At 65.7% G+C, this 12,625-nt stretch carries 15 protein-coding genes; 10 read left to right on the top strand and 5 right to left on the bottom strand.

Annotated features, from left to right (window positions below; genetic code table 11):
* The first annotated feature begins 89 nt into the window (after positions 1-89).
* Genes AC5Y4N_RS17725 through AC5Y4N_RS17715 form a run of 3 tightly spaced genes read left to right on the top strand, consistent with a single transcriptional unit; the run spans position 90 to position 1,734 of the window.
* On the top strand, positions 90-500 hold the full coding sequence (locus AC5Y4N_RS17725; RefSeq protein ID WP_499908179.1) for a nitroreductase family deazaflavin-dependent oxidoreductase: 411 nt from the start codon (positions 90-92) through the stop codon (positions 498-500).
* 23 nt (positions 501-523) lie between these two features.
* Entirely contained in the window at positions 524-898 is a 375-nt protein-coding gene (locus tag AC5Y4N_RS17720) for an ACT domain-containing protein (protein ID WP_499908178.1), read from the top strand.
* Positions 899-915: 17 nt separating this feature from the next.
* The gene (locus AC5Y4N_RS17715) at positions 916-1,734 is read left to right on the top strand and encodes an alpha/beta fold hydrolase (protein WP_499908177.1); all 819 of its coding nucleotides are present in this window, start codon (positions 916-918) and stop codon (positions 1,732-1,734) included.
* Here the strand turns inward: AC5Y4N_RS17715 and AC5Y4N_RS17710 are convergent.
* Complete coding sequence (locus AC5Y4N_RS17710; protein WP_499908176.1) at positions 1,731-3,959, bottom strand: molybdopterin-dependent oxidoreductase; 2,229 nt, start codon at positions 3,957-3,959, stop codon at positions 1,731-1,733. The genes AC5Y4N_RS17715 and AC5Y4N_RS17710 overlap by 4 nt on opposite strands.
* Entirely contained in the window at positions 3,956-4,546 is a 591-nt protein-coding gene (locus AC5Y4N_RS17705) for a TetR/AcrR family transcriptional regulator (protein ID WP_499908175.1), read from the bottom strand. The genes AC5Y4N_RS17710 and AC5Y4N_RS17705 overlap by 4 nt, the downstream gene beginning before the upstream one ends.
* 121 nt (positions 4,547-4,667) lie before the next feature.
* On the opposite strand from AC5Y4N_RS17705, the gene AC5Y4N_RS17700 reads away from it, so the two are divergent.
* A complete protein-coding gene (locus tag AC5Y4N_RS17700; protein ID WP_499908174.1) occupies positions 4,668-5,603 on the top strand; it encodes a hypothetical protein in 936 nt (311 codons plus the stop codon).
* On the opposite strand, the gene AC5Y4N_RS17695 is transcribed toward AC5Y4N_RS17700, so the two are convergent.
* Positions 5,518-5,850, bottom strand: a complete 333-nt coding sequence (locus tag AC5Y4N_RS17695) for a hypothetical protein (protein WP_499908173.1) — start codon at positions 5,848-5,850, stop codon at positions 5,518-5,520. The genes AC5Y4N_RS17700 and AC5Y4N_RS17695 overlap by 86 nt on opposite strands.
* Positions 5,851-6,046: 196 nt before the next feature.
* Here AC5Y4N_RS17695 and AC5Y4N_RS17690 point away from each other — a divergent pair, with 196 nt between their 5' ends.
* The 5 genes from AC5Y4N_RS17690 to AC5Y4N_RS17670 all read left to right on the top strand — a co-directional run bounded on the left by AC5Y4N_RS17690 (position 6,047) and on the right by AC5Y4N_RS17670 (position 9,788).
* Positions 6,047-7,168, top strand: coding sequence for an ABC transporter substrate-binding protein (locus AC5Y4N_RS17690; protein WP_499908172.1), 1,122 nt, complete (start codon positions 6,047-6,049; stop codon positions 7,166-7,168).
* A 76-nt stretch (positions 7,169-7,244) separates the two neighbouring features.
* Positions 7,245-7,688: a hypothetical protein gene (locus AC5Y4N_RS17685; RefSeq protein ID WP_499908171.1), complete on the top strand. Its 444-nt coding sequence runs from the start codon at positions 7,245-7,247 to the stop codon at positions 7,686-7,688.
* Between the two features lie 70 nt (positions 7,689-7,758).
* Positions 7,759-8,310, top strand: a complete 552-nt coding sequence (locus AC5Y4N_RS17680; RefSeq protein ID WP_499908170.1) for a dihydrofolate reductase family protein — start codon at positions 7,759-7,761, stop codon at positions 8,308-8,310.
* A 10-nt stretch (positions 8,311-8,320) separates the two neighbouring features.
* Positions 8,321-8,839 (top strand): DUF6328 family protein, encoded by a 519-nt coding sequence (locus tag AC5Y4N_RS17675; RefSeq protein ID WP_499908169.1) that lies wholly within the window; start codon positions 8,321-8,323, stop codon positions 8,837-8,839.
* A 40-nt stretch (positions 8,840-8,879) separates the two neighbouring features.
* A complete protein-coding gene (locus AC5Y4N_RS17670) occupies positions 8,880-9,788 on the top strand; it encodes a DoxX family membrane protein (RefSeq protein ID WP_499908168.1) in 909 nt (302 codons plus the stop codon).
* Between the two features lie 8 nt (positions 9,789-9,796).
* On the opposite strand, the gene AC5Y4N_RS17665 is transcribed toward AC5Y4N_RS17670, so the two are convergent.
* Both AC5Y4N_RS17665 and AC5Y4N_RS17660 read right to left on the bottom strand, forming a co-directional pair.
* On the bottom strand, positions 9,797-11,188 hold the full coding sequence (locus AC5Y4N_RS17665; protein WP_499908691.1) for a GntP family permease: 1,392 nt from the start codon (positions 11,186-11,188) through the stop codon (positions 9,797-9,799).
* Between the two features lie 23 nt (positions 11,189-11,211).
* Positions 11,212-11,715, bottom strand: coding sequence for a gluconokinase (locus AC5Y4N_RS17660; RefSeq protein WP_499908167.1), 504 nt, complete (start codon positions 11,713-11,715; stop codon positions 11,212-11,214).
* A gap of 20 nt (positions 11,716-11,735) precedes the next feature.
* Between AC5Y4N_RS17660 and AC5Y4N_RS17655 the strand changes: the two genes are divergently transcribed.
* Entirely contained in the window at positions 11,736-12,623 is an 888-nt protein-coding gene (locus tag AC5Y4N_RS17655) for an SCO6745 family protein (RefSeq protein WP_499908166.1), read from the top strand.
* Positions 12,624-12,625: the final 2 nt, after the last annotated feature.

The raw sequence follows: 12,625 nt of genomic DNA, 5'->3' as shown, positions 1-12,625 counted from the left end.
GTTGACACGGAAGGCGGCCGCAGGTGTCATTCGCGGCGCCGTCTGGTCATCGCCGCCACCCCGGCTGGTCAACGTCGTAAAGTGACCGCATGTCCGCAAAGGATCACCCCAACAACGCCCCCGGCGTCCCGATGCGGTTTCCACCCGTCGTGGAACGTCTGCAGGTCAAATACATGAACCCGGTGATGAAGAAGATCGCCCCGTATTTGCCGACGTTCGCGATCATCAAGCACCGCGGACGCAAGTCCGGCAAGCCGTACGAGACGGTGGTGAATGCGCTGTGCAAAGGCGATGTGCTGGCGGTCGTGCTGGGCCACGGGAAGACCGACTGGGTCAAGAACGTCCTGGCCGCTGGCGAAGCTGACGTGCACCTGTTCCGTAAAGACGTCCACATCGTCAACCCGCGGGTGATTCCGGCCGGCACCGATGACCCGGCGCTACCGGCAGCAGCGCGGCGAGCCGCCCGGTCCATGGGAGTGTTCGTCGCGGACATCGCCTGACCACGGCACGAAAGGAGCGCGCGATGGCGACCGACCTGACGCTCTATCTCGACGACGAGCCCGGCGAGCTCGCCCGCGTCGGCGACATCCTCGGTCAGGCCGGCGCCAACATCGAGGGGCTCTGCGCGATGCCCAGTGGCGGCGGCCAGGCCGAGATCCACATCCTTGTTTCGGACCCGACTCCCGCATTCGAGGCGCTGCAACGCGCAGGTATCAAGATCGTGTCCGAAGAAGAGGTGATTGTGCTGCCCGTCGAGGACCGGCCGGGCGCGCTGGGTGAGGTCGCCCGGAAGCTCGGCAACGCGGACGTCAATCTGACGACTGCCTACTTGGCGACCAACACCCGGCTGGTTCTGGCCGCCGACAACCTGGCCGCCGCCAAAGCCGCTCTCTCCTAACGACATTCAGGACACCGATGCCGACCTTCAGCCGCGACGACGCGACGATCCACTACACCGACACGCAGGCGCCGGCGGCGCGGCCCGATGCGCCCACCGTGTTCTTCGGCCACGGCCTGCTGTTCAGCGGCTGGATGTTTCATCCTCAGATCCAAGCGCTGCAAAGCGAATACCGTTGCATCGCCATCGATTGGCGCGGCCAAGGTGACAGCGCCGCCACCAAGGGCGGCTACGACATGGACACTCTGGCCGATGACGCCGTGGCGTTGATCGAGCTGCTGGGAGTCGCTCCTGTGCACTATGTCGGGCTGTCCATGGGCGGCTTCATCGGGCAGCGCGTCGCCGCCCGCCGGCCCGAGCTGATCCGCACGTTGACGCTCCTGGACACCAGCGCCGGCCCCGAAGACCCCGACAAGGTCAGGCGGTACAAGCTCCTCGGGACGATATACCGGTTCACCGGGATCCCGCCGCTGCGCAAAGCGGTGTTTCCCATCATGTTCGGTCCGAGCTTTCTCACCGACCCGGCCAGCCGGCCGCTTATCGCCGAATGGGAACGGCGCTTGAAGCGCAGCCGGCGCAGCGGCGTCAGTAAGGCCGTTATGGGTGTGGCCAACCGCGCACCGATCGACGACGAGATCGGTCGGATCACAGCACCCACGCTGGTGATCGTCGGTGCCGACGACGTCGCCACCCCACCGCATAAGGCGCAGCGCATCGCCGAGCTGATCCCCGGCGCACGACTGGAACAGATTCCGAACTGCGGTCACACCAGCACCCTGGAGCAACCTGATGCTGTCACCGCGCTGTTGCGAAACTTCTTGGCCGAGAACAGCTAGACGGCGAGCGCCTCGATGCGGGCCGGCACGTGCTTGTGCCACGGTGTGCCCGCATACGCGTCGCGCCATGCGCTCGATGTGAGAGCATTCGGAGCGACGCCAGAAATTTGGGTCTGGCCGTCCTCGTCGACAAAGTCCAGGCCGTAGCCGTTGGGCAGCGACGCGTGCCCGGCAAGCATTGCCTCACTGACCTCGACGACCGCCTCGGCGCTGCCGGCCGCGGTGGTGATGCGGGCGCGTCCGCCAGAGACCAGGCCCAGCGCCTGTGCATCCTCGACACTTACCCGAAGCGCTCCGTGGGCGTCGCGCTGACGCCACGACGGGTCCCGGAAGATGTCGTTCGCGGTATACGGTCGCCGTTCCCCGGCGGACAGCACGATGGGGAACTCGGGTGTCGTCAGCTGCGAGCGCTCCGCCGCCAAATCGCTTATCTCTCTTAGCAGTTCGGGGATTGTCAGCGCGATCTTGTGGTCGGCATGCGTGATGAGCGCGAAGTCGTCGTCGTACTCGTGCACCGTGAACGTCACCCCCGAGCGATGGCTCAGGATCGCCTCGAACAGCGCATTGCCGTCGGCATGTCCCGCGCGCCGAACCGCGTCCGGGTAGGTGAACGCGGTCTTCTGCGCAAGCCCCCACAGCGCCGCTGCGCCGGCGAGCCCGTCGGGCAACGCAGGTCCGAGCGTCTCGTAAAGCACGAAGGGCAGTACCTTGTTCCACGTCGGATTCGCGCTCACCCCGGCCATGAACGCTTGCGCGAAGTCCTCCAGCCCTTGCTTGGCGGCCTCACGCAGCGGTCGCAGCTCGGCGTCGTCGACCACGTTCAGCTCGCGGGTCAGCCGCGCCCAGATCTCCGGCTCCGGCAATGTGCCCGGCAGCGGCTCGAGGATCGGATGGCGCAGATGGAAGGTGTTGTGGGGAAACTCGAGGTTGAAAAACGTCGCCTCCGGCTTTTCGAACTGGGACGCCGCGGGCAGCACGTAGTGCGCCAGTCGAGCGGTCTCGGTCATCGCCACGTCGACAACCACCAGCAGTTCCAACGACTCCAGCGCGGCCCTCACCGACGACGAATCGGCCACCGAGTGCGCGGGATTGCTGCTCTCGACGATCATTGCGCGGAACCGGTCCGGGTGGTCGGTCAGAATCTCTTCCGGCACGACGTTGGACGGCACCAGCCCGGCGATCACCGGAGCGCCGGTGACAGGCGTACGCCCGACTCCGCTGGATGAAAAGAGCGGCGCGAACGAGGAATGCAGATGCTGCCCACCGCGTTTGGCGAAGTTCCCGGTGAGGATCCACAGCAGCTTGTTGAGGTAGGAACACAGCGTGCTGTTGGGAGCCTGTTGAATTCCCAGGTCCTCGAACACCGCGACGCTGGCGGCGGCGAGCCGGCGGGTGGCGGCGCGCAGCAGCTCCTCGTCGACACCGCAGCGCTGGGCGTAGTCCCCGACCGGCACGTCGTCGAGCACCTGCCGGACGGCATCAGCACCAGTGACATGGTCTGCGAGAAACGCTGTGTCGCAGAGGTTTTCCTGAACCAGCACACCGGCCATCGCCGCTAGGCACCACGCATCGGTGCCTGGCTTGACCCGCAGGTGAAAGTCCGCCATCTTCGCGGTGTCGGTGATGACGGGGTCGATGACGATCATCGAGCGGTTCGGGTCCTTGGCGATCTCGTTGAGAACCACCCGCGCTCGCGGGAAGCTTTGCGACATCCACGGATTCTTTCCGACGAAAACGGATACCTCGGCGTGCTCGAACTCGCCGCGAGTATGTCCGCCGTACAGGTGCCGGTCCACCCAATGTTCTCCGGTTTTCTCCTGAGCCAGGGCGTTCGACCGGTACCGCGAGCCGAGAGCCTTGAGGAACGCACCGCTGTAGGCGCCGCCGAGGTGGTTACCCTGTCCCCCGCCGCCGTAGTAGAAGATCTTCTCGCCGCCGTAAGTGTCGCGGACGTGTTCGAAGCCGGCGGCGATCTCGGAAATCGCAGTGTCCCAGTCTATTTCCTCATAGCCGCCATCCGCGCGCCGGCGCATCGGTGACGTCAACCGGCTGCGGTTGTTCTGGTAGTGGTCGAGCCGCAACGCCTTGTTGCAGGTGTACCCCTTCGACGCCGGATGCTGCTTGTCGCCGCGGATCTTGGTCAGCGTGCGGCCGTCGAGCGCCACGACGATGCCGCAGTTGCACTCGCAGAGAATGCAGGCGGTGGGCTTCCAGTCAACGGTCATCGGCGGCTCTTTCTCTTCTGTGTTTCCGACTTGAACAGAGCGCGCAGCTGGTGATGCACCATGTCGATGGGCTTGAGATCTCGAGATGCGCGTGCCACCACGATGGCGCCCTCGAGCGACGTGGTGGTCAGCATCGCCAGCTCCTCAGCGCGCGACGGCGCAACACCGTCGTCGACGAGTCGCTGCGCGATGAGCTCGTTCCAGCGCGCGAACGCCGCCGCGGACCGCTCGATCAGCGGCGCGGTGCGGTCGGGATTGTCCGGGTCACCGGCTTCGACGGCGACCGCGACGATGGGACACCCGGCGCGGTAGTCGGTGCTCTGCAGCTGGTCGCGGTATGCGGCGACAAGTGTGTCGAGGACATCGAGGCCGCTGCGTCCCTCGGCGATTCGCTTGGCGATGTACTCCCCCGCGTAATCGACCGCCTCACATAGCAATTGGGTCCGGCCGTCTGGAAAATAGTGGTACGCGGAGCCGCGTGGGGCGCCGCTGTGTCTCAGTACATCCGAGATGGCGGTGGCTTTGGCGCCGCGTTCGCGAATCAACAGCGCCGCAGACCGCACCATGCGCTCTCGCGGAGAAGCCATCTATATATGATGACATACATAACATGTCGCCGCACCTCCGCAACGTGGTCCAGGGTTGACGCTGCCGGGTTCGCCCGGCTGGGATAGACGCGCCGTTCCAACAGCGACACGGGAGGTTCGCATGGTCGAGGTGGACGTTTTCTGGGCCTACGGCATCGGTGCGGGGTTCGCCGCGGCCGCGACCCACCAGATCGCGCTGGCCAAGGACCGCCCCGCCGGCGCCGAAAGCCTCGGATGGCAGCGATATTTCTCGTCGCCTTACCTTTTCGTCGCGGTGCTCTACTGCGCCTTGCTGTTTGCGCCCAGCGGTGCATACCTGCTGCGGGCGTTTCCGGATTGGGAGACAATGCAAGTCGCGCGGGATCACGCGTCGCTACCGGCATGGCTGGTGACGCTGTTTGCGATCACCAACGTGAGCCAAGGCATCCTCGGCTACTGGGTGACCGCAAGGCTGATTCGCGCCGGTCGGCGCTACGCGGCGGGGCTGCAAGTCGGCGTCGGCTATTTCGGGATGTTCTTCATCCTGGTACACGGCTGGGACGGCCGCGGCTATCAACGCTTCTTCTCAGCCGACCGAGCGGTGTTCGCGTCGTGGCCGCGCCATGTGTCACCCGGTGACGCGGTCGAGCGCGCGGGCCGGTGGTTGACGTCGCCGGTGGCGCTGACATTGGCCGGTATGTCGGTGATCGTCGTGGTGCTGCTGTGGATCATGACGTCGTGGCTCGTCGAGGGTTACCGGCTAGCCGACGTGCATCATCCGCCCGGCGTCGCCGAGATTGTGGTCAGCGTGCTCGCGTTCGTGTTCGTCGGCGCGTTGGGTTCGGCGATCGTCGCGAGCGTGCTGATTCACCTGCTCGGTTGGTGGATCGGCGTTCCTGTTGCTGCTCTGCTGATATGGCTGGCCGTGGTGCGGCCGCGTACCAGCCTCGGCCAGCTGTTCTTCGAGCGTCTGCGGCTTGCCGGCACGGCGCCTAGCCGACCGTGCCCCTCAGATCCGGCCATGGCGGACGACGGATCATCGCCGCTGTCCCCAGCGTTGCCGCGACAAAACCCGTGAGCACGCCGATCAGCGCAATCGGCGTTGCGTCGACCGCAGCTTGCCATTTCACGTCGGCCCCGCGAATGACGAACAGTCCCACCGGCTTTGCGCGCACGGCGACGGCGTCGCCGTGCCCCCCAATCCTGCCGCGGACCTTGGACACAGCGATGATCGTCGCCCCGTCGGAGGTGTGGTACGGCTCGCTGTAAACATGAGCGGGTCGGCCATCCGCCGACATCGCGTCCAACGCGTCCTGCAGCTTCATAGGTCCTCCTCCACGCCGGATGACTGCGCAATCTACTCGCCTCTTCCAAGAGGGGCGTCGACAACCGTTTCCGATGGGCACGCCGGCCGGACGTGGTTGCGGACGCTGGTGGTTTCAGCGAAGGTGGACCGAACCGAGCGCCATGTGGTGTCAGCCACCGACATTCCCCATTCGAAGATCTCGAGGAGATGCTTGGATGCCACCCAGCAGCCGCCGACAGTTCCTTGGTTGCGGTGCCGCCGCCGCGACGGCAGTGGCTCTGGGCCCGTCGTTCCTCGCCGCCTGCGGTAGCACCCCCAACCGGTCCAGCGGACCGGTGTCCACCTCGCTTCGGATCTCGAACTGGCCCTTCTACATGGTCGACGGATTCATCGCCGGATTCCAGAACACGACCGGCATCACCGTCGACTACAAGGAGGACTTCAACGACGACGAGGAATGGTTCGCAAAAGTCAAAGACGCACTGTCACGTAAGCAGGACATCGGCTGCGACCTGGTGGTGCCGACGTCGTTCATGGTGGGCCGGCTACGCAACCTCGGTTGGCTCAACGACTTCAACGACGCCAACATCCCCAACTTGAAGAACATGCGGCCCGATCTCCTCAACGCCACGTTGGACCCCGGCCGCAACTTCAGCGCGCCCTACATGTCTGGGTTGGTGGGTCTGGCCTACAACAGGGCCGCCACGGGCCGCGACATCACAACCGTCGACGACCTGTGGGACCCGGCATTCAAAGGCAAGGTCAGTTTGTTCTCCGACCCGCAGGACGGACTGGGCATGATCATGCTGTCGCAAGGCAATTCACCGGAAGACCCGACTGTCGAGGCCGTGCGCAAAGCGGTCGACCTCGTCAGGCAGCAAAAAGACAAGGGACAGGTGCGAAACTTCACCGGCAATGACTACACCAGCGACCTGGCCGCCGGCAACGTGATTGTGGCCCAAGCGTATTCGGGTGATGTCGTACAAATGCAAGCGGACAACCCAGATCTGCAGTTCGTGATGCCGCGAACGGGCGGAACGGCTTTCATCGACACCATGGTCATCCCATACACCACTCAGCATCAGGACTGGGCCGAGGCCTGGATCAACTATGTCTACGACCGGGCCAACTACGCCAAGCTGATTGCCCACACCCACTACGTGCCGGTGCTGTCCGGCATGGCCGACGAACTCAACAAGATCGATCCCAAGCTGGCCTCGAACCCGCTGATCAACCCGCCGCAGTCGCTGCTCGACAACGTCAAATCATGGCCCACTCTCCCGGATCGACAGACCGAGCAGATCAATGCCCTCTACGCCGCGGTGACCGGCAGTTGATTCCGGCGGCTTCACGAACGCTAACCGGAATGTGACGAAAAGTTCGCTGCACGTACGCAGCGGGTACGGCTCGGCCATGACCGACACAGATGCAGATAGCGTGACCCGTGACGACCACCGTCGACCTCCCGGTGTCGACGACGCGACCGTCGAAGCGGTGGGCGCGGTGTCCGAAGCGCTGGAGTGGGTGGAACGCGCCCGCGGCCACCTCTATACCTTTCATCAGCTGATGGGGCGCGCCGATCTCCTCCTCGGCGAGGCGTGCGACAAGCTCCGCGAGGCCGGGCACGGCCCTGTCGCGGATCGGCTGCAGGCCGAGCTGGTGGGACGCAACGTGCTTTACGGCCGCTGGACGTTCCAGATCGTCGAAGAATTCGACGACGACTATTGGACGGTATTCCGTCGCCACGAGAAACAGGTGCGTGACGAACTGCAGGGCGGCAGGCGCCACGTGTTCGAAGCCGAGATGAAGGAGAGCCGCCGCACGCACGGGCGGGAAGGCCACGAAGGTCGCCCCTGACTGCGGGGAACCGATGATATTTGTGCGCCGGCGCGGTCACTACTGGTAACCGACTCCTGAAGGGTAAGCCATGCGCACGCTCGTCATCACGCAGAACATGACGTTGGACGGCTCGATCGAGATGCTCGACGACTGGTTCGACCCCGCGTCGCAGGACGACGAACTGCTCGAAGAGACGCACCGTCAGGATGCCCAGTCTGATGCGCTGCTGCTGGGTCGGGAAACCTTCGAAGCGTTCCGCAACTATTGGCCCGCTCGAACCGACGACCGAACGGGGATCACCGACTATCTGAGTTCCGTTGCCAAATACGTGGTTTCGTCGACACTGGACGACCCGGAATGGGAGAACTCGACAGTGCTGCGCGGCGATCCCGTGCCGCAGGTGCGCGCGCTGAAGAGACAGCCGGGCAAGGACATCGTGCTCACCGGCAGCATCACACTCGTCCACACACTGATCAGCGCAGGGCTGGTCGACGAGTACCGCTTGTTCGTCTACCCGGCGATCCAGGGCCGTGGGCGGCCGTTGTTTCCGTCCGACAGCCGCCCGCAGCTGCGGCTACTGGACCGACCGAAATCCTTCCGCGCCGGGACCGTGCTACTGCGATACGGCATCCGCGGGTAAGAATGACTTCGTGGACGTCGACCACCCGGAACGCGATCAGCAGTGGGATGACTCCGCCCGGCACGAAAGCGAATCCGAACGGCTGGACCGCAATTGGAGCAACTTGCTGCAGGAACTGCGTGTCACCCAGACCGGCGCCCAGCTGGTCACCGGTTTTCTGTTGACGCTTCCGTTCCAGCAGCGGTTCTCTGCGTTGAGCGACGTCATCAAGGATGTGTATCTGGCGACGGTGGTGTGTTCCATCGGCGCCACGCTGCTACTGGTCGCTCCAGTGGTCATTCACCGCGTACTGTTCCGGCAGCGGCGCCTGCGGACGCTGGTGTCCACCGCGCATCGGTGCGCGATCGCCGGCGTTGTGCTGCTGGGTATCGCGATGATCGGCGTCACCATCGTGATCTTCTATGCGGTGTACGGCGCGGCGGCCGGATGGGTGGGCGGCGCATGCGCGGCCGTGGCGATGGCGTTCCTGTGGATCGCGGTGCCGGTGTTTCAACGCGTCACCGACAACCACGCGCCGGGACAGCACTGATGTCGGGTTTGCGAAGCGAGAAGGAAGGTTATTCGGAGGCATGCTAGTTCGCAGAGTTGCGCGTCCGCTGCTGTCAGCTGTGTTCATTGGCCAAGGGATCGAGGCTCTTCGCAGCCCCGAGGAGGCGGCCGAGACGGCCCGTCCGACCGCCGAGGGCTTGCAGAAACTGCCGCCATCCGCGGCGAGCAAGGTCGCTCAAGATCCCCTCACATTGGCCCGGGTGACCGCCGGAGTACAGATCGGTGGCGGTCTGTTGTTGGCCAGCGGCAAACTGCCGCGGCTTGCGTCGGCGGCGCTGGCGCTCACGGTGGTGCCGGGAAGCCTTGGCGGACATCTGTTCTGGACCGAAACCGATCCGCAGCGCAAAGCGCAACAGCGGCGAGATTTCCTGACCGATCTCAGCCTGCTTGGCGGGCTGATGATCGCGTCGGTGGATACCGAGGGCAAGCCGTCGCTCGGCTGGCGGGGCCGTCGGGCCGCGAAGCGGGCATCCGAAGCGGTGTCGGCGGCGTTGCCAGTAGGCGCAGCCTCCGGCGGCGCGTTGCTCGGCACCGTCGGCGAGAAGGTCAGCCAAGGCTTGCAGACAGGCGCCGAGCGCGGCCGCGAGCTCGCCGACGTCGCCGGTGAGCGGGTCTCTCCCCTACTCGAGGTCGCCCGCGAGCGTGGGGCGGAGCTTGCCGAGGTCGCCCGTGAACGCGGCGCCGAGCTTGCCGAAGTGGCGCGTGAGCGCGGCGCCGACTGGGCTGACCTGGCCCGCGAGCGTGGGTCCGACTGGGCCGATGTGGCACGCGAGCGCGGCGCCGACTTGGCCGAAACCGCCAGGAAGCAGAGTAAGAAGGCCGCCAAGAAGGCCCGCAAGCGTGCCGACAAGCTGAGCAAGGAGGCACAGAAGCGGGCCGACAAAGCGGCCAAGCAGGCGCAAAAGCGGCTCGACGAGCAATTCGCCTGAGCCGGGCGTCAGATCACCAGCCCCAGCAACAGCACCAGCACGAAGCCCACGACGGACAACAGCGTCTCCATCAATGACCACGTCTTGATGGTTTGTCCTACCGTCATGCCGAAATACTGGTTCACAAGCCAGAATCCGGCGTCGTTGACGTGCGAGAAGAACAGCGAACCGGCGCCCACCGCGAGCACTACCAGCGCCACCTGACCGCTGCTCATTCCCTCGACCAGACCCAGCATCAACGACGAGGCTGTGACCGTCGCGACCGTGGCAGAGCCGGTGGCCAGCCGGATCAACACGGCGATCACCCATGCCAGCAGCAGCACGGAGACGTGTGCGCCCTTGGCCCAGTCGGCGAGCATGGTGCCGATTCCGGTGTCGACCAAGATCTGCTTGAAACCGCCGCCGGCGGCGACGATCAAGATGATGCCGGCCACTGGCGGCAAGCCGGACTCGATGCAGGTCGCCACTTCGGCACGCGACATGCCGACCCCCGCGCCGAAGGTGAACATCCCGACCACGACCGCGATCAGCAATGCCAGCAGCGGCGTCCCGAGAACGTCGAACACCACACGGATAGGCTGATTGTCGTTGTCGATGAAGATGTCCGCCACGGCCTTGCCCAACATCAACACGACGGGCAGCAGCACCGAGAACAGCGTGATACCGAAAGACGGTCGGCGCCAACGCCGTTCGGGACCGTCGACGCGTACTTCGTCGACCGGTGCGGGACCGGGGCGTTCGGTGGAGAAGGTCGCGGGCACGTCGACCACCACCCAGCGCCCGGCCAGCATGCCGAACAACGGACCAGCGACGATCACGGTGGGTATCGCCACCATGACTCCGAGCGCCAGCGTGACGCCCAGGTCGGCATGCAAGTTCGCGATCGCCACCAGCGGTCCAGGGTGCGGCGGCACCAGGCCGTGCATCGCCGACAACCCGGCGAGCGCGGGAATGCCGACGGCGATCAGCGACAACTGCGACCGCCGCGCCACCAGGTAAATCACCGGCATCAGAAGCACGAGGCCGATCTCGAAGAACATCGGCAGTCCGATGATCGCGCCGACGAGTGCCATCGCCCAGGGCAGAGCGCGCGGCGATGCGTGTCCGACGATCGTGTCGACGATCTCGTCGGCGCCGCCGGAGTCGGCGAGCAACTTGGCGAACATCGCACCGAGCGCGATGAGGATTCCGACTCCGGCCGCGGTGGAGCCGAAGCCGTCGGCGAACGACTTGAGCACCTTCTCCGGGCTCTCGCCGGCCACACTGCCCACCGCGAGGCTCCCGAAGATCAACGCCAGGAAGGGATGCAGCTTGACAGCGGTGATCAGCACGACGATCAGCGCGATGCCCGCCGCCGCTGCGAGGATCAGCTGCCACCATGCTGCCACCGGCGCAGGCATGTCGGCGGCCAGCAATGTGCGCGTCACCGGGTGCCCCTCTCCTGCGCGGAGGCCAGATAATCGGCGACGATCGAGTCGATGTCGTGGCCGACGTCGAGGGTCATGCCGTGCTCGTCGGGTTGCAGCGGTTCCAGCGTGGCGAATTGCGAGGCCATCAGCGACGCGGGCATGAAGTGGCCGGGCCGGCTCGCCTGCCGCGCGGCGATCACTTCGGGAGATCCGCTCAGATGGACGAAGGTCGTTCGCGCACAATGGCTTCGCAGCTGATCCCGGTATTTGCGTTTGAGCGCAGAGCAGCTCATCACCCCGCCGGTGTCGCAGCGATCGGCCAGCCAGCGGCCGATCGCGTCAAGCCAGGGAAAGCGGTCCTCGTCGTCGAGTGCGATGCCCGCGGCCATCTTCGCGATGTTGGCGGCGGGATGAAAGTCGTCAGCGTCGGCGAACGGCACGCCGAGCCGCTGCGCCAACGCGGCACCCACGGTCGATTTGCCGGATCCGGACACGCCCATCACGACGATCGGCCGCATGCCTGAGGTTAACTCGCACTGTGGACCGACAGCCTGAACTCGCGCGACGTTTCTTCAACCGCTTCGAACCCGTGCACGCCGTGACGTACTTCGCGCCCGAGGCTCGAGCCGCGCTCGACGGGCTCGGCTACCGCGGATTTTGGATGGGGTACTTCGCGGCGAGGTCAGCACCGCTCGGCAAGGTCGCACCCGAGGTGGTGACCGCGGTGTTCTACAACTTCGCACCGCAGCGGGTGGCCAAGTCGCTGACCGGCGCATGGGCGGTCGCCGGCCCCGACGCGGTGCTGCAGGCACGCTACGACTCGGCTGTCGCGGCGCTGCGCCGTTACGGAATCAGCGACGACGACGCCGTGCGCACCGCAGCAGGTCTCGCCCGCCGGGCCGCCGCGCATCTGGGCGTCGACGGCCGCCCACTGTTCGCGGCCAACAAGGCGCTGCCCTGGCCCGACGAGCCGGCCGCGGCGCTGTGGCACGCCTGCACCTTGTTGCGCGAGCACCGCGGCGACGGCCACGTCGCATTGCTGACCGCGGCATCCATCTCGGGGCGGCAGGCCAATGTGCTGCATGCCGCAGCCGGGAAAGTGCCGCGCGAATACCTCATGCGGACCCGGGATTACGACGAGGCGTCGTGGCAGGAGCACGAAAGAGCTTTGGCCGCAAGGGGATTACTCGACGACACCGGGACGCTCACCGCTGCGGGCATCGAACTGAAAAATCGGCTGGAAACGGAAACAGACCGCCTGGCGCTGGCCGCGCTCGACGCGCTCGACGATGACGAAGTCGAGACGCTTTTCCAGGCGCTGACGCCGATCACGCGGCGCGTCATCGCCGGCGGCGACATCCCGGAGATGACGCCAATGGGGCTCGGCCGTGACGACCTCGGCGACGGCAGCGCTCACCTGGCCTGACG

This window comes from Mycobacterium sp. NGS19 (genome assembly GCF_059813155.1).
Note: the sequence above shows the minus strand (reverse complement) of the source record. Positions and strands in the feature narration are given on the sequence as shown.